Here is a 17,256-nt window from a genome sequence, read left to right as displayed (position 1 = left end):
GGGCTCGAGCGCATCCAGGCGGACTTCCGCCGCGTGCTGACGGCCGCGAAGCCGGACGTCGAGCTGCCGTTCTGAACGACGTGCGCACGCGTGCTGCCGACGCATCCGATGCATAGGGAGACAGGCCTCGTGCCGCGTCGGGCGCACGCGCGTGACACCGCCCGTTGACAACACAACGAACCGTTCTGGGCTTGCGCCCCGTTCGGCTTTTCATGGCGCCGGAGCAATTGGGAGGAAAGGGATGTCAGGCTATCGCGAATTGAAGGCGCAAGCCAATGAACTGATGAAACGTGCCGAGGAAGCGCGACAGGCCGAACTCGAGACCGTGCTGCAGGAGGTCCGTACCCGTGTCGCCGAATATGGGTTGACCCCGAGACAGATATTCGGCCGTCAGGGCAGTGCCGCAAGGACGGCGCGAAAAACGCCCGCCCTCGAGCCGAAGTACCGCGATCCGATCACCGGGGCGACGTGGTCCGGCCGGGGACGCGAGCCGGCATGGATCAAGGGGAAGCGCCGCGAGCGCTTCCTGATCGAGCGCCAGGAGGGTTGAACGCGACATCGCGAATCGATCTGGCTGCGGGCGTCCACGCTTCGCGCGGGATTGCCCGCACACGACGGTGGGGCAATCCTTCGCGACCCTCCAGGGCCGCGATGGAAATACAACGAATCGACGATGTGCTCGGGCACCGAATCTGCGCCGGTTTCAATCGCCCTGAGACGGCGAGAATCGCGATGAGAGCGGGGCTTGACGAGCGAAGAAAAAGCGCGTTGATGGCTGTCGGTTAAGCTGGCACGCGATGCCTGTTGGCTTGCCGTCGCCGCCGTCGCCGCCGTTGACGAGTCGAGGATGCCGGTTTTGATAACCTTGTCCACGAAATTCTCCAGCGCATTCGCAATTGCCTTCTGTCCGACCGCCGCCAAAGCATCGGAACCTACGCCGCAAGACCTGTCCCGGCTTAAATGCCCTTGTCCGCGGAACGTCGTTGCAATCAGTTCCTTGCCTGCCTTGTCAGACATGCGGGCATGAATGGAATGTCTACGTTTGCATCCGCTATCGGCACGAAGAAGCTGGGGAAAAGCTGTTCAGAAAGGCCGTACACTAACACTCGGCACTGTCCACGAAAGCCAAGCAGTTTAAAGGCAGGAAGGCCATTGATTACCAGCGACGCAAAGGTCGGGGGTGACGTCCTACCACTGCGGCGGTGACTACGACAAAAATAATAGATCCGACCAGCAGCCAGACAATTGCTTTCGACAACGTCAGTTCATCTACATCGTTGCTGCTCGCGCGGCTGCCATCGTGATCCATTGTTCCTTCACATGCGGTGATAACCATCCAGATAGATGGTAGTCGGCATTCGTTCGTATGTCACGGAGGGCGGTTTGCTTAAGCTGCCGATCTGGCCGATTTGCACTATGTCATCTGGCCGATTCGCACTATGTCATCCAGTTGACCGCCAAATTGACTTTTCATAGACTGGCGCGGCGCCTTCTCAGCCTTGCGGCATGCTCCTATGAAAAAACCGAAACTGGTAACTTTAGTCGCCGGCAGTCTAGTCATGAACACATTTTTGATGCGACCAGCCGCGCTGGGGCAGCAATATGTCCCGGTGTCGATGGTGCTTGGTCTCGCTCTGGTTGTCCTATATTTCTGCTTGAAAGGAAGGGCGAAGAGTGTGATCGAGAAAAAATCAAGATTAGAAATGGGTTTCTTGATTCTCCTTGTGATTGCATATTGGTGTTATGAGCTTCCTCTAGGGCTATTGCGAGAATCTGAGGAAATTAATCTCGCAAAAGAACTTATGTCAACGCTTGTAATAGTTGGATGTTATGCTGCATTTTTGGTGGAGCGAGACGCGAATCGGGAGTTTTTCAGGATATTCTCTACAGTCCTCGGGCTGCTGGGTTGGTCGGGTGTATTGACGATGATGCTGTCCCAGATCATTGGTTTAAATGCCCTTTATTTGTTCCCAATTCATGTTCAAGGGTATGATACATTGAGCGCCTCGGCTTTGGAGGGTCAGACAACGGGATCCGTCTACTTTCCCTTCTCGATGCTTTACAGCATCTATACGGCGGGCGATGTTGAGCTCAATCGATTTAGCAACTTCTTCCGAGAGGCTGGTATTTACCAGGCCGTTTCGATATTCTTTTTCGCATACGAGCGCTTCACGCGACGTTCCCGATTCGTAACGATCGGGCTCGCGGCGGGCGCACTCCTGTCCCTTTCTACGTTAGGCCTTCTGCTTTTGCCTTTGACCGGCGGTTTGGTGTACCTCGCGCGCCGTCGAGCGAATATTGTGCGGTTTGCGATCGCTGCTGCGGCTGCGATTGCGGCAGTCGGGATACTTATTTTCGCTCCGGCAATTGGTCTGACGGACAAACTAGACACGCACAGCACATCTGTGACTGATCGATCCTATGCAATCAGCCGTGGAATCGACGCAATTGTGACAGATCCTTTGGGTACGGGTGTTTACAGCGAGAAGGTTGCAGGGTACGGGATCTGCCTGATCGCGTCGATCGCTTCGATTGGTTTGATCGGCTTCCTGATCCAGTTCATACTTTTAGCTGGATTTCGACCTGGAGAGCGGTTTTTCGGTCCGAAAGTTATAACCTGTTTCCCATTGTTCATGACTGCGCTACTTTCGCAACCTATCGCGGGTGCGGGTATGACCTACATCCTCGCTATGGTCGCCATTCCGGCAGTCGCTGGTGTCAGCAAACCCATGCGCCGGTTTCAGTTTGTCCGCCGGCGTCACGCCGCTGCTCGCGCATCAATTCTTGATAACGTTGCTTGAGGATGAGCTTTTGCTCGATTTGATCGGGGCAATGCAACTGGAGAGCGTGTTGCTCGAAATGTTAGACGGGCCAACGGAGTTTACGCACTGTGAGAACCGGGCAACGTAGTTGCCCGAGATTGTGGTGTCAAACGTCCCGCCGTCGGGGAGTAGGATGCCCACAGTATCGGTTGCCATCCCTGCGCCCTCAACATGATTTCCCGTCACGACGACTCGTGTTGTTGGAGCCGCGTCCCTACTTGCACTTGGCTTCACGCCAATCTCAATTCCGTTATTGCGGCCATTGACCGTCACGCTGTTTCCGGTGACCGTAACTGATCCACTAGCATCTTCGACGTGAAGTGTACCGTTCGAACTGTTCGCGTTCGATGTCACGGTGTTATTGCTGATCGCTATTTTGGACGCGTGCGCAACGTTGAGTGGAAGATCGAGGCTTAACGCGTTGGGAGTGATGGTATTGCCGTCGATCACGACGTCTGACACATCTACGTGCGGCGTGTTCACGCCGATTGTTGAATCAATCAAAGAGTTGCCAGTGATGTGGATGTGTGAAAGAGGCTTGCCGGCTGCACGTTTGCGAACGTCTCCGGTCATGCCTTCCTGCACATTCAGCTGTATGCCGTAACTGCATCCCTCGATCTGGTTGTCCTCAACGTACAAGCCGGTAAGACCAGTGCCGGTGAACCAGAGCCCGTAGATGTTCGATTTCGGCCTTGAAGCATCTCTGGTATGACATATGATCCGATTTCTGAAGAACCTTTGATTGGATGCCCCCAGGACGGAGTTGAAGATTCCGAGCATTGCGTCTGGACCGCTGTTTGATAGATCGAAGCGCGTTTCGGTAACGAGGGTGTCCGAGCCGCCCCACACGAATGCGTTCGAATTCTTTGTGTTATTCAGGTCGAACTTGATCGTTGCTCCTTCGCCGATGGTGGATACCCCACGGGCGTCGACCTGTCCCGTTACACGGTATTGCCGACCCCGAAGAAATACACTTGCTTGCGCTTTTCGAGCTGCTACGTAAGTCGCATTCAGTGCAACTGCATCGTCGGTGACTCCGTCACCTTTGGCGCCGAAAGTCATGGGTGTCAACATATCCGACTTTGGCGTCACCCTCAAAGCGTGCACATTTGGCGTAGCTGCAGATGATGACTGCGCGCACGAGATCTGACTGAAACCCGAAAGGAGAGCGGCCATGATGGCCGCGTATCGATGTTTGTGCATCAAGAATTTCCAAAATAGCAGGTTATGATCCTCTCCATACTTTGCTGGCTGGCCAGCCAGCAAGATGCCAATCTGGCAAATCAAGCGTCTGCAGATTATGCTATCCGCGTCTGCTCGTATGTCTAAGGTCATTTATCACGCAAGTCGCGACGTTTCGGGAACCGCGTTTGGACGACGGTTGCCAAATCCGCGTCGAATTAGCTTCCGCATCGGCTCTTCAAAAAAGTGGAAAACTAGAATGCTCAGGCCAATCACGAACAAGAGCACAAGCCATCCATGGTTTTGCCGAATTCCGGCAATTTGAGCAATATGCGCAATCGGCACGTGAATCAGGTAAAGAGAAAAACTCGCTTCACCGAGAAGAATCAGCGGGCGACGGTGCAGCACTCCGAGTACCGGGCGTTCGATGAGGGCCAAGCCAAGGATGAGTGCCGCGAACAGCGGGGACTGTAGATAGTACGCCGGTCTGACGGGCTGGCACGCGGCCAAGAGCGCAATACTTGCTACGGACACGCAAACGAGTACAATTCCGCCGCGATGTGTCGCGGTTCCCCTGCGGTGTGCGTGAATGAAATAGAGTGCCGCACCAATACCCGTGACGAACTCCGTCAAGTGGGTTAGTGGAAACTGCGAGATTAGAAATCCTTTTCGACCGACAGGCATGAAATTCCCTATCAGGAATATCCAAATTCCCTGCAATCCCCAGAGGCCGGTACAGATAAGCGCGACACTGGAAATTCGATTTGCCATCAATTTGCGAAGCAACCATGGAAAAAGCGCATAGAAGAATGCCTCGCACGAGATACTCCACGCCGGACCATTCCACGGTTGGTTGATGGCCGCGAATGGGAACCATCCTGTCAACACGAGAATTTGCGCGACGAGGCTTGCAAAAACCGTAACATGCGGATGATCCTTGGTGGCATACCAATTCAGAAGCAAAGCCGCATTGTTAGGGTGCAGCACATATATCGTGACCGGCGCGGCAATAATGAGCGACAGTATCAGTACGGGATAGATGCGCGCGAAGCGTGCCACGTAAAAGCGGCGCACATCTCCGGGCCCTATGGATTCGTGATAGGTATAGGTAAGGATAAAGCCCGACAGCACGAAAAACAGGGACACCGCCGGCCGGCCACCATCGACGAGCGCGAGAAATCGATCAGAAATACCAAGCAAGCCAAGCTGGGTGAAATGCGAAAGCAATACCGTAAGTGCGGCAAAGAAGCGAATGCTTGTGAGGGCCGGTAGCGCACCTCCCGGATGTGCTCGTGTGCTCACGTGTCTGATTCCTGTAGTCCGTTGCAATGGCGTGCGCCCCTTAATGATCGGCTTTTGCGAGCGAATTCGGCGCACGATGCGGCTCCGTCCCAAAGGGTAGCGCTGCCGCGGTGTGGTTCTTCGGACATTAGCTAGGCATCATCCGCAGCGTAACTTCGCGGTCTTCTCATTTCCGCCCAGGAACTCGCTTTCTGATCCATTTTTGCCTCACGAACGCTGCGCTTCGTCTTTGCCGCCGTCGCGCGCATCCAGCATGAGCAACCCATATCCGGCTTCCCAGGCGGCGCTACCTTGGCATCGTCCGACTAGGGGTAACAGAAGGGGCTCGGGATCATCGTGCCCTCGGGTCGCCTCGTCCTTCAGCAGCGGCCGCAGTGTGTGCAGTGTCACGAGGGGACTTCTGGCGCTTTCTTCATTCCACGCCTTCTGGACAATCCGCCGGTACACCTTGGCCCGGGCGATGATGCCGTTCGATGGTTACGCTTGCCGCTGTCCGAAGCAGGGGATGTCCGCTATCGTCCACTTGGTCGGTGGCGGCGGCGAATACTGCTGGCACAACGGCAGGTACTTGCTTAATCGCTATCAACGAGGAAGTTGTGATAGCCATCTCCAGATCGCGCCTGTATGAATATACAGTATAGTATCCGTCGAACTCGAGCGGCGCGGGCATGACCCGTGCGGCACGTGCGCCGCGCCTGCGGGCATCCGCCGCAGCGTTCCGGCACCGTGAATTCCGGCTAACTCATTCAGACGGGCAGGCAAATTGTCATCCAGCAATCTGATCCGCATTCGCGGAGCACGTCAGCACAACCTCAAGAACCTCGATCTCGACCTGCGCACCGGCGAAATGACGGTCGTCACCGGCCCGTCGGGCTCCGGCAAGTCGAGCCTCGTGTTCGACACGCTGTACGCGGAAGGCCAGCGGCGCTACGTCGAAACCTTCAGCGCGTATGCGCGGCAGTTCCTCGACCGGATGGACCGTCCGCAGGTCGAGCGCGTCGACGGCGTGCCGCCCGCGATCGCGATCGACCAGACCAACCCGGTCCGCAGCTCGCGTTCGACGGTCGGCACGATGACCGAGCTCAACGATCACCTGAAGCTGCTGTACGCGCGCGCGGCCGAGCTGTTCGACCGCCAGACCGCGCGGCAGGTGCGGCATGACACGCCGGAGACGATCTACGCGGAACTCGTCGAGCGCACGCGTGCCGACGATCCGCGCGTCGTCGTCACGTTCCCGGTCGAGTTGCCGGAAAGCGTGTCCGACGAAGAAATCGCGCAGTGGCTGTCCGCGAGCGGCTACACGCGCGTGCAGGCGCAGCGCGAAGTCGCGTCGCCGACCGGCCCGCGCAAGCTGCTCGACGTGGTGGCCGACCGCTTCCGCGTGCAGCAGGCCGACAAGGTGCGCGTGGTCGAGGCGATCGAGGCGTCGCTGAAGCGCGGCGGCGGCCGCGTGAACGTCTACGTGCTCGCGCCGGAAGCGGACAACGCGCTGGCCGAGCCGCAGGTGTGGCGTTTCTCCACCGGGCTGCACGATCCCGACAGCGACCTGCGCTACGCGGAGCCGCAAGCGGCGCTGTTCTCGTTCAACTCGGCCTACGGCGCGTGCGAGACCTGCCGCGGCTTCGGCCGCGTGATCGGCGTCGATCTCGGCCTGGTGGTCCCCGACGCGCGCAAGACGCTGCGCGGCGGCGCGATCAAGCCGATGCAGACGCCCGCCTGGAAGGAGTGCCAGGACGACCTGATGCGCTACGCGGCAAAGGCCGACATCCGCCGCGACACGCCGTGGTCCGACCTGACCGATGCCGAGCGCGACTGGGTGATCAACGGCTCGCCGGACTGGAACGGCAAGTGGCAGAGCCAGTGGTACGGCGTGAAACGCTTCTTCGGCTATCTCGAATCGAAAGCGTACAAGATGCATATCCGCGTGCTGCTGTCGAAATACCGCAGCTACACGCCGTGCGAGGTCTGCGGCGGCGCGCGCCTGAAGACGGAATCGCTGCAGTGGCGGCTCGGCTCGAAGGCGAACGCCGATGCGGTGCTCGCGCCCGCCGATCGTTTCATGCCACGCGGCGTCGACTGGACGCGCGCGCAGCTCGAAGCGCTGCCGGGCCTGACGGTGCACGACCTGATGCTGCTGCCGATCGAGCGCATCCGCCGCTTCTTCGACGAGATCACGCTGCCGAGTGCGCTGCTCGACGATGCGCTGAAACTGCTGCTCGCCGAGGTGCGCACGCGCCTGAAATACCTGTGCGACGTGGGGCTCGGCTACCTGACGCTCGACCGGCAGAGCCGCACGCTGTCGGGCGGCGAGGTGCAGCGGATCAACCTGACCACCGCGCTCGGCACCTCGCTCACGAAAACGCTGTTCGTGCTCGACGAGCCGAGCATCGGGCTGCATCCGCGCGACCTCACGCGAATCGTCGAGGCGATGCAGCGGCTGCGCGACGCGGGCAATACGCTGGTGGTCGTCGAGCACGATCCGTCGGTGATGCTCGCGGCCGACCGGCTGATCGACATGGGCCCGGGCCCCGGCGAGCGCGGCGGCACGATCGTCTACGACGGCACGCCGGCCGACATCCGTGCCGCGCGCACGCTGACGGGCGAATATCTCGGCGGCCGCAAGCACGTCGCGCATGCGTCGAACTGGGCGCGCCGCCCCGTCGACGCGAACACGCCGCGCATCGTGCTCGAAGGCGCGACCGAGCACAACCTGCGTGACGTGACGGTCGAGATTCCGCTGCAGCGGCTCGTGTGCGTGACGGGCGTGTCCGGCTCCGGCAAGTCGACGCTGCTGCAGGACGTGCTCTATCCGGCGATGGCGCGCCACCACGGCAAGGCGACCGAGTCGCCGGGCGCGTTTCGCACGCTCACGGGTGCCGACCAGGTCGGCGACGTCGTGTTCGTCGACCAGTCGCCGATCGGCAAGACCACGCGCTCGAACCCGGCCAGCTACGTCGGCGCGTTCGACGAGATCCGCAAGCTGTTCGCGAAGGCGCCGCTCGCGCTGCAGCGCGGCTACGGCGCCGGCACGTTCAGCTTCAACTCGGGCGACGGCCGTTGCCCGACCTGCGGCGGCTCGGGTTTCGAGCACATCGAGATGCAGTTCCTGAGCGACGTCTACCTGCGTTGCCCGGATTGCGACGGCAGCCGCTACCGCGCCGAGATCCTCGAAGTGCGCATCGAGCGCGACGGCCGCGCGCTGAACATCGCCGACGTGCTCGACCTGACCGTCAGCGAGGCGGCCGCGTTCTTCGCGACCGACGCGGAGGTGCTGCGCGTGCTGCAGCCGATCGTCGACGTCGGCCTCGAATACGTGAAGCTCGGCCAGCCGGTGCCGACGCTGTCGGGCGGCGAAGCGCAGCGGCTGAAGCTGGCCGGCTTCCTCGCCGAATCGGCGGCGGCGGCCGGCGGGCGCCGGATCGCCAGCGAAGAGGCGCGCATCGCGCGCGCGAAGCTGTTCATGTTCGACGAGCCCACCACCGGGCTGCACTTCGACGACATCGCGAAGCTGATGCAGGCATTCGGCAAGCTGCTCGCGGCCGGCCATTCGCTGATCGTGATCGAGCACAACCTCGACGTGATCCGCGCGGCCGACTGGCTGATCGATCTCGGCCCGGAAGGCGGCGACGGCGGCGGCCTCGTGCTGTGCGCGGGCACGCCCGACGACGTGAAGGCGTGCGCGCAATCGCACACCGGCGTCGCGCTGCTGCAGTACGACCGCGCGATGGACGGCGAAACCGCGCTCGCCGACGAAGGCGTGCCGCTGCAGGCCGTGCTGAACGCCGCCCGCGAGCGGCGCGCGATCGAGGGCGAGGACGTCGTGCGGATCGTCAACGCGCGCGAGCACAACCTGAAGGCGCTCGACGTCGACATCCCGCACGGCAAGTTCAACGTGATCACCGGCGTGTCGGGTTCCGGCAAGTCGACGCTCGCGTTCGACATCCTGTTCCACGAAGGCCAGCGCCGCTACCTCGAATCGCTGAACGCGTATGCGCGCTCGATCGTGCAGCCGGCCGGGCGGCCGGAAGTGGACGCCGTGTACGGCATTCCGCCGACGGTGGCGATCGAGCAGCGGCTGTCGCGCGGCGGCCGCAAGAGCACGGTCGCGACCACGTCCGAAGTCTGGCACTTCCTGCGGCTGCTGTACGTGAAGCTCGGCCTGCAGCACTGCATCCACGACGGCACGCCCGTCACGTCGCAAACCGTCGAGTCGATCGCCGCGCAGCTGCTGCGCGACCATCGCGGCGAGCACGTCGGTTTGCTCGCGCCGCTCGTCGTCAACCGCAAGGGCGTGTATACCGATCTCGCGAAGTGGGCGAAGGCGCGCGGCAGCACGCATCTGCGCGTGGACGGCGAGTTCGTCACGGTCGATCCGTGGCCGAAGCTCGACCGCTTCCGCGAGCATACGATCGAGCTGCCGGTGGCCGACATCGTCGTGTCGCCGGACCACGAGGCCGAGCTGCGGCGCCTGCTCGACGAGACGCTCGAGCTCGGCAAGGGCGTGATGCACCTGCTCGCGCCGCTCGACGGGCTGCACCACGCGATGCAGAACGACCATTCGACCGCGCGCGTCGGCGAGGTCAAGGTGCTGTCGGTCAAGCGTGCGTGCCCGGTGTGCGGCACGAGCTACCCGGAGCTCGACCCGCGGATGTTCTCGTACAACAGCAAGCACGGCTGGTGCACGACCTGCGTCGGCACCGGCGTCACGCTCACGCGCGAACAGCGCGCGGCGTACGACGACACGGTGCTCGCCGGCGACGATCGCGGCCGCGAGCAGACCTTGCCGTCGGACGAGCAGGAACCGGAAGGCGTCGGCAACGAGCCGTGCCCGGATTGCGGCGGCACGCGCCTGAACCCGTCGGCGCGCGCGGTCACGTTCGACGCGCATCCGATCGTCGAGGTCGCGCAGTGGACGGTGTCCGATACGCGCCGCTGGGTCGACGCGCTGGAACTGACCGGGCGCGACGCGCAGATCGCGCGCGACATCGTCAGCGAGATCGGCAGCCGCCTCGCGTTCCTCGAGGAAGTCGGGCTCGGCTACCTGAGCCTCGATCGCGCGGCGCCGAGCCTGTCGGGCGGCGAAGCGCAGCGCATCCGGCTCGCCGCGCAGCTCGGCAGCAACCTGCAGGGCGTGTGCTACGTGCTCGACGAGCCGACCATCGGCCTGCATCCGCGCGACAACCAGATCCTGCTGGACGCGCTGCGCAAGCTCGGCGACAAGGGCAACACGCTCGTCGTCGTCGAGCACGACGAGGACACGATTCGCCGCGCCGACCACATCATCGACGTCGGTCCGGGCGCCGGCAAGCGCGGCGGCACGCTGGTCGCCGAAGGGGCGGTCGCGGATCTGGCCGCGCAGCCCGATTCGGTCACGGGCCGGCTGCTCGCGCAGCCGATGACGCACCCGCTGCAGCCGCGCCGTGCGGTGAGCCTCGCGGGCAAGAAGGGCGCACCGGCGGTGCCGGAGGGCTGGCTGACCGTGCACGGCGCGACGCTGCACAACCTGCGTGACGTCACCGTCGGCATTCCGCTCGCGCGGCTCGTCGCGGTGACGGGCGTCAGCGGCTCGGGCAAGTCGACGCTCGCGCGCGACGTGCTGATGACGAACCTGCTCGACGCGGTCGGCCGCTCGGTGCTGTCGTCGCCGGCCACGCGGCGCGCGCGCAAGGCCGCGCAGCAGGATGCGCCGGCCACGAACCGCCGCTCGAGCGTGCTCGCACGCAGCGCGCCGCGGCCGTCGCTGAACGTCACGCATGCGTGGCAGGGCTGCGCGTCGCTGAGCGGCTGGGAGCAGATCGACCGCGTGCTCGAAGTCGACCAGACGCCGATCGGCAAGACGCCGCGCTCGTGCCCGGCCACCTACATCGGCGTGTGGGACACGATCCGCAAGCTGTTCGCCGATACGCTGGAGGCACGGGCGCGCGGCTACACGGCATCGCGCTTCTCGTTCAACACCGGCGACGGGCGGTGTCCGGCCTGTGAAGGGCAGGGCGTGCGCACGATCGGGATGAGCTTCCTGCCCGACGTGAAGGTGCCGTGCGACGTGTGCCACGGGCAGCGCTTCAATCCGGAGACGCTTGCGGTCACGTGGCGCGGCCGGAACATCGGCGACGTGCTGACGATGGAGATCGACGAAGCGGTGGAATTTTTCGCACCGATTTCGAACATCGCGCATCCGCTGCGGCTGATGAAGGACGTCGGCCTCGGCTACCTGACGCTCGGGCAGCCGTCGCCGACGCTGTCCGGCGGCGAGGCGCAGCGGATCAAGCTTGTGACCGAGCTCACGAAGGTGCGCGACGACATCACGCGGCGCGGCCAGAAGGCGCCGCACACGCTGTACGTGCTCGACGAGCCGACGGTCGGCCTGCACATGGCCGACGTCGCGAAGCTGATCCGCGTGCTGCACCGGCTGGTCGACGGCGGGCATAGCGTCGTCGTGATCGAACACGACCTCGACGTGATCGCGGAAGCCGACTGGATCATCGATCTCGGTCCGGAAGGCGGCGTGGGCGGCGGCACGATCGTCGCGGCGGCGCCGCCGGAAGGGCTCGCGCAGGTGAAGGCGAGCCATACCGGGCATGCGCTGAAGCCGGTGCTGGCGCGAACGGCGGCGCAGGACGGCGAAGCGGAGCGGCAGGGCGAAGCGCGGGTCGGTTGAACGCGGTGCTGCCGGTGAGCGGCCCCGGTGTCTGGGCAGGCACCGGGGCCGCTTTTGCATTCGTCCGTGCGATCGGGCGCTGCGACATCCCGTCGACCGGGCACCCGGCATGAATACATGGCTGCCCGGGATAGCGTGGCCGGATGCGTCGCGGCTGCCGCGCAACGTAGGTGACGCCGGGGACGCCGGTGACGCCGCCGCATCACGCGCGACAGGAACGGCTCGTCCCGGTCGAGCGGAAGACGGCGGCGCTATCTCATTCGCCCTTGACGCCGATCGTCTCGATGATGGTCTCCAGTTGCGGGCTCATCGGCAGGTTGAGGCTCATGCCCGACGGAAGCGGGCGCAGGAACCAGCGCTTGTACTGGCGCGCGATCTCGCCGTCGACGGCCAGCTCCTCGAACGTGCTCTTCACGACCTGCGCGAGCTGCGGATCGTCCTTGCGGAACATGATGCCGTACGGGTCGTAGGACAGGAAGTCGCCGACCACGTCGTACTGGCCGCCCTTGCCCGCATTCACGGCAATCAGGCCGTACAGCAACACGTCGTCCGTCGCGAACGCATCGGCGCCGCCGCTCGCGACGAGCGCGAAGCCCTGCGCATGATCCGGCACCACCTGCAGCTGGATCCCGAGCCTGAACCGCGCGTCCAGGTCGCGCAGCGCCTTCTCGTTGGTCGTGCCGGCCGTCACCGCGACCTTCTTGCCCGCGAGATCGCGGAACGAGCGGATCGGCGAGCCGCGTTTCACCATCACCTTCGTGCCGGCCACGAAGATGATCGGCGAGAACGCCACGCGCTTCTGCCGCTCCAGGTTGCTCGTCGTGGAGCCGCATTCCAGGTCGACCGTACCGTTGACCACCGCGTCGATGCGGTTCTCGGACGTGACCGGCACCCAGCGGATCGTCAGGTTCCGATTGACCGCATCCTCGATCGACGACACGAGCGCCTTGCAGAGCTCGATCGAATAGCCGATCGGCTGGTTGCGCGCGTTCAGATACGAGAACGGGATCGACGCGTCGCGATAGCCGAGCGCGATCGTGCCGCTGCTGCGCACCTTCGCGAGCGTGCCGGTCAGTCGGGCCGGTGCGAACGGCTCGACGCGCGGCGGCGTGGACGGCGCATCTTCCGCGCGCGCGGTCGCGCCCGCGGCAAGCAGGCCCGCGAGCGCGAGCGCACGCCAGAATCGCTGCATCTTCATCGCCGGGCCTCCGTCAGACGTCCGTCGGATGCGCAATCGTCGCTTCCTGTTCCGCTTCGATGCGTGCCAGATTGGCTTCGGCTTCCGCTTCCGACATGAGCTGGTTTTCCCACTTCGCGACCACCGCGCTCGCGATCGAGTTGCCGACCGCGTTGGTGGCCGAGCGGCCCATGTCGAGGAACGTATCGACGCCGAGAATCAGCAGCAGGCCGGCCTCCGGAAGCCCGAACTGGTGCAGCGTGGCGGCGATCACGACGAGCGATGCGCGCGGCACGCCGGCCATTCCCTTCGACGTGAGCATCAGGACCAGCAGCATCGTGATCTGCGTGCCGATCGACAGGTGGATGTTGTACGCCTGCGCGATGAACAGCGACGCGAACGTGCAGTACATCATCGAGCCGTCGAGGTTGAACGAATAGCCCATCGGCATCACGAAGCTCGAAATCCTGCGTCGCACGCCGAACCGGTCGAGCGCATCGAGGATCTTCGGATACGCGGCTTCGGAGCTGGCCGTCGCGAACGACAGCATGAATGCTTCCTTGATCAGCACCAGCAACTTGAATACGCGCGGCCCGAGGAACAACAGCCCGGCACAGACGAGCAAGGCCCAGAGCAGGAACAGGCTCACGTAGAAGTCGCCCATGAACACTGCGAACTTCAGCAGCACCGACAGCCCGTTGACCGCGACGGTGGCGGCCATCGCGGCCATCACCGCGAGCGGCGCGAGCTTCATCACGTAGCCGGTGATCTTGAGCATCACGTGCGACAGCTGGTCGATCGCGGCGACGAGGATCTTGCCGCGCTCGCCGAGCGCCGCGAGCGCGACGCCGAAGAACATCGAGAACACGACGATCTGCAGGATTTCGTTGTTGCTCATCGCCTCGGCGAACGATCTCGGCACCATGTGGCCGACGAAATCCTTGAGCGTGAACTTGGAGGTCGCGAGATTCGCCGATGCGCCGATGTCCGGCAGCGGCAGGCCGAGGTTCTCGCCGGGCCGCAGCAGGTTCGCCATGAACAGCCCGAGCAGCAGCGAGATCAGCGACGCGGTGACGAACCAGCCGATCGATTTCGCGAACACGCGCCCGACCGATGCCGCGTCGCCCATGTGCGCGATGCCGACGACGAGCGTCGAGAACACCAGCGGGCCGATCACCATCTTGATCAGCCGCAGGAACACGTCGGACACGAGCGAGATGTATCCGGCGATTTCGGTGGTGGCCTTTTTGTCGGGAAAGCTCGTGAAGATCATGTAGCCGATCAGGATGCCTGCCACCATCGCGATCAGGATCCAGACGGCTGCAGCATTTTTTTTCTGCATCGTGCGCCTCCCATGCACCGGTTCCGCAACCGGGGATGGAAGGACAATACAGGACCCGAACGGCGATGAACAGTGCAACCGGGGGCGGGTTTGCGCTAGCGCCGTGTCGCGACCGATTGCCCGGCAAAGATCGTGCCGGTGGCACCCTGAGCCCGGCGCCGGCGCAACCCGATACGGGGCGCCGGCACGCAAAAGCGGTTCGGTTCAATCCTGAATGCGCAATACGTGATCGCGGATACGCGTCGACAGCATCGAGCCGCGCTTGAGCAGGAACTCCATCAGCCGCTGCGGATAGTCGGCCCGGACCGCTGCGCGCACGGACGGCCGTTCGGCGAGCCGTTGTCGCCATGCAGTGACCTTGGGCAAGCCCGCGAAGAACCCGAAGTCGTCGATCCGCTCGAACACGTCGAAGTAGCGGAACACCGGCCCGAATGCCGCGTCCACGATGCTGAAGTGCGCGCCGCCAAAATACGGGCCGGTGCCGAGCGTGTCTTCGAGCTGCTCGAATCGTGCGCGGATGTCACGGGTTGCCGCGGCCAGCGCCGTTTCGTCCGCAGCCGTGTAGAACCCCCACACGGCGTTCAGCAGTGCCGAAGCGAACTCGACCCAGGCGCGGTGCCGCGCCCGCTCGAGCGGCGCATCGGGATGCAGCCGCGGCGCGAGCGTCTCGTCGAGGTAGTCGCAGATCACGGCCGATTCGAAGATGGGTGCGCCATCGACGACCAGCACGGGGGTCTTGCCGAGCGGGGAAATCCTGCGAAACCAGTCCGGCTTGTTGCCCAGGTCGACGTCCGTCCGTTCGAACGGCACGCCTTTTTCGGTCAGCACGATGACTGCGCGCTGGACGTAGGGGCACAGCACGTGGCTGACGAGGTGGTATTGGGGCGTGCTCATGTCGTCGCCTCGCCGTGGCAGGCCACGTCAGGCGCGAAGCGCTGGCTGCGCCGGCCCAACGCCACGCGGAGCCGCAGCGCGCCATAGGCGGCGGCATTGTCACTCGTCGAAATCGATTGGTTCATATCGGCACCCGTTGGGAGAGTTGGCAAGGCGGCACCGAATTTGACATTGCGGAAGTGCTTGAGCAATACGCATGATTACAATGATGGATTGCAAAAATGCAATGAACGGGGGATAACCGGATGCCATACAAGCTCAGCGCAGTAGACCTCGAAACGATACTGGCGCTGTCCCGCTCGGGCACGCTGGTTCAGGCGGGCGAGCGACTGGACGTGGATGCGTCGACCGTGTTTCGCAACCTCAGGCGGATCGAGCGCGGCCTGCAGCAGCAGTTGTTCGAACGGACCCGCTCAGGCTATCGCGCGAAGGAAATCGCGCTGGCGCTGGCCGAACACGCGGAGCAAGTGGAAGTGCAGGTCGAATCGGCCCGCTCGATCGCGCAACAAGCGCCCGAGCAAGTGGCGGGCACCGTGCGCATCACCACCACCGACACGATTCTGCACGGGCTGGTCGGGCCGGCGCTGAAGCAGCTGGAAGCCGTCCACCCGCGGCTTGCGTACGAGTTGAACACCGGCAACGAGATCGCCGACCTGGGGCGCCGCGATGCCGATATCGCGGTGCGTGCGACCCGGCAGCCACCGGAATATCTGGTGGGCAAGCATGTCGGGTCGATCGACGTGGCGCTTTTCGCGTCGAGGCACGACGCCGCAGTACGCCGTTATGAAGACGTCACGGCGGGCAAGGCACGCTGGATCGCGCCGGACGACGCGCTGCCGGGCCACCCGTCGGTCATCTGGCGCAAACGTCATTTCAGGAAAGTGGTGCCGCACTACAAGGTCGACAGCATCCTGACCGTGATGGAGCTGGTCGCCCTGGGCATGGGCGTCGGCATACTGCCGATGTTTCTGACACGCGGCCGCTCCGATCTCGTGCAATTGACCGATGTCCTGCCCGACTGCCAGACCGAGCTGTGGGTGCTGACCCACCGGGAATCGCGACATCTGCTGCGGGTCTCGACCGTATTCAAATATCTGTCGACGACGCTGAAGATCTGACCGTGTGCTTCGGTGCGCGGCGATGCGGGCGCATCGCGCCACGGGGCCTGACGGGTCATTCGGGAACCTAATCATGCGCACCGGGGCCAGCAGGCTCGTGCTGAAATCGCATGCCTGCGCCGCCTACCGGACGATCTCGGCGGTCAGCGAATGGGCGCGTGCCGCACACGACCTGACGGAGCGCGACCTGATCGTCGGGATCGGTTTCGCGAACCTCGAACCGACGCAGGCGGTGCGGGAATACGAAAAGCACGGCGTGATCGTCCATGAACGCGTTGCGTCGAGCCTGTATTCGGGGCGGATGCTGAAATCGTTCGGGCTCGGCGGCGCTGTGCGGATATCGCCGCTCCATTGCCATGCGCCCGACGATATCGCGCGATTCCTGGCGATTACCGCCACGCTGGCAGCGAACTGCTGATCGACGACACGGCCCGGATCATCCGGGCCGTGTCGCATTCGGCGCCGGGAAACGCGCGGCGCAATAGGTTCGGGCTATGACCGGCAGAGTCAATGGATAGTTGTCGCCGGCCGGGTTTGCGCGTGTAATGGCCTGCGAAATCGGATGATGCCAACGACTCGATGGAGGAGCAGCGCGTGAAGATCGTCGTAGCAGTGAAAAGAGTGGTCGATTACAACGTGAAGGTCCGCGTGAAGTCGGACAACACGGGCGTCGACATCGCGAATGTGAAGATGTCGATGAACCCGTTCGACGAAATCGCGGTGGAAGAAGCGGTGCGCCTGAAGGAAGCCGGTGTCGCGAC

At 63.3% G+C, this 17,256-nt stretch carries 10 protein-coding genes and 2 pseudogenes; 6 read left to right on the top strand and 6 right to left on the bottom strand.

What is annotated here, in order from left to right:
- Positions 1-241: 241 nt before the first annotated feature.
- Positions 242-550, top strand: coding sequence for an H-NS family nucleoid-associated regulatory protein (locus DIE16_RS35690; protein ID WP_124572212.1), 309 nt, complete (start codon positions 242-244; stop codon positions 548-550).
- A 964-nt stretch (positions 551-1,514) separates the two neighbouring features.
- The gene (locus DIE16_RS35680) at positions 1,515-2,801 is read left to right on the top strand and encodes a hypothetical protein (protein ID WP_124894393.1); all 1,287 of its coding nucleotides are present in this window, start codon (positions 1,515-1,517) and stop codon (positions 2,799-2,801) included.
- Here DIE16_RS35680 and DIE16_RS35675 read toward each other — a convergent pair.
- Both DIE16_RS35675 and DIE16_RS35670 read right to left on the bottom strand, forming a co-directional pair.
- Positions 2,778-3,884, bottom strand: coding sequence for a hypothetical protein (locus tag DIE16_RS35675; protein ID WP_124894392.1), 1,107 nt, complete (start codon positions 3,882-3,884; stop codon positions 2,778-2,780). The genes DIE16_RS35680 and DIE16_RS35675 overlap by 24 nt on opposite strands.
- A gap of 276 nt (positions 3,885-4,160) precedes the next feature.
- The gene (locus DIE16_RS35670) at positions 4,161-5,306 is read right to left on the bottom strand and encodes an acyltransferase (RefSeq protein ID WP_260434515.1); all 1,146 of its coding nucleotides are present in this window, start codon (positions 5,304-5,306) and stop codon (positions 4,161-4,163) included.
- A gap of 763 nt (positions 5,307-6,069) precedes the next feature.
- On the opposite strand from DIE16_RS35670, the gene uvrA reads away from it, so the two are divergent.
- Positions 6,070-11,964 carry an excinuclease ABC subunit UvrA gene (gene uvrA, locus DIE16_RS35660; protein ID WP_124894390.1) on the top strand — a complete coding sequence of 1,965 codons (5,895 nt, stop codon included), beginning with the start codon at positions 6,070-6,072 and terminating at the stop codon, positions 11,962-11,964.
- A 256-nt stretch (positions 11,965-12,220) separates the two neighbouring features.
- Here uvrA and DIE16_RS35655 read toward each other — a convergent pair whose 3' ends face one another.
- From DIE16_RS35655 to DIE16_RS37390, 4 genes are all read right to left on the bottom strand, one after another.
- Positions 12,221-13,162, bottom strand: coding sequence for an amino acid ABC transporter substrate-binding protein (locus tag DIE16_RS35655; protein ID WP_124524025.1), 942 nt, complete (start codon positions 13,160-13,162; stop codon positions 12,221-12,223).
- A gap of 13 nt (positions 13,163-13,175) precedes the next feature.
- Entirely contained in the window at positions 13,176-14,483 is a 1,308-nt protein-coding gene (locus DIE16_RS35650; protein WP_044846949.1) for a dicarboxylate/amino acid:cation symporter, read from the bottom strand.
- A gap of 204 nt (positions 14,484-14,687) precedes the next feature.
- On the bottom strand, positions 14,688-15,377 hold the full coding sequence (locus DIE16_RS35640) for a glutathione S-transferase family protein (protein ID WP_124489809.1): 690 nt from the start codon (positions 15,375-15,377) through the stop codon (positions 14,688-14,690).
- A complete protein-coding gene (locus DIE16_RS37390) occupies positions 15,374-15,502 on the bottom strand; it encodes a hypothetical protein (RefSeq protein ID WP_260427390.1) in 129 nt (42 codons plus the stop codon). The genes DIE16_RS35640 and DIE16_RS37390 overlap by 4 nt, the downstream gene beginning before the upstream one ends.
- Positions 15,503-15,622: 120 nt before the next feature.
- Here DIE16_RS37390 and DIE16_RS35635 point away from each other — a divergent pair, with 120 nt between their 5' ends.
- From DIE16_RS35635 to DIE16_RS35625, 3 genes and pseudogenes are all read left to right on the top strand, one after another.
- Complete coding sequence (locus DIE16_RS35635; RefSeq protein ID WP_124894389.1) at positions 15,623-16,495, top strand: LysR family transcriptional regulator; 873 nt, start codon at positions 15,623-15,625, stop codon at positions 16,493-16,495.
- Positions 16,496-16,664: 169 nt separating this feature from the next.
- Positions 16,665-16,913, top strand: a pseudogene (locus DIE16_RS35630) (aminotransferase); the annotation flags it as partial.
- 176 nt (positions 16,914-17,089) lie between these two features.
- Positions 17,090-17,256 (top strand): annotated as a pseudogene (locus DIE16_RS35625) (electron transfer flavoprotein subunit beta/FixA family protein); the annotation flags it as partial.

The organism is Burkholderia sp. Bp9090 (assembly GCF_003857985.1).
Lineage (GTDB): Bacteria > Pseudomonadota > Gammaproteobacteria > Burkholderiales > Burkholderiaceae > Burkholderia.
This window is presented reverse-complemented; position numbering and strand designations above follow the sequence as displayed.

Coding starts and splice junctions, on each gene's coding strand:
- DIE16_RS35680 (WP_124894393.1), top strand. CDS start 1,515: ATGAAAAAACCGAAACTGGTAACTTTAGTCGCCGGCAGTCTAGTCATG.
- DIE16_RS35675 (WP_124894392.1), bottom strand. CDS start 3,884: ATGACTTTCGGCGCCAAAGGTGACGGAGTCACCGACGATGCAGTTGCA.
- DIE16_RS35635 (WP_124894389.1), top strand. CDS start 15,623: ATGCCATACAAGCTCAGCGCAGTAGACCTCGAAACGATACTGGCGCTG.
- DIE16_RS35640 (WP_124489809.1), bottom strand. CDS start 15,377: ATGAGCACGCCCCAATACCACCTCGTCAGCCACGTGCTGTGCCCCTAC.
- DIE16_RS35650 (WP_044846949.1), bottom strand. CDS start 14,483: ATGCAGAAAAAAAATGCTGCAGCCGTCTGGATCCTGATCGCGATGGTG.
- DIE16_RS35655 (WP_124524025.1), bottom strand. CDS start 13,162: ATGAAGATGCAGCGATTCTGGCGTGCGCTCGCGCTCGCGGGCCTGCTT.
- DIE16_RS35690 (WP_124572212.1), top strand. CDS start 242: ATGTCAGGCTATCGCGAATTGAAGGCGCAAGCCAATGAACTGATGAAA.
- DIE16_RS37390 (WP_260427390.1), bottom strand. CDS start 15,502: ATGAACCAATCGATTTCGACGAGTGACAATGCCGCCGCCTATGGCGCG.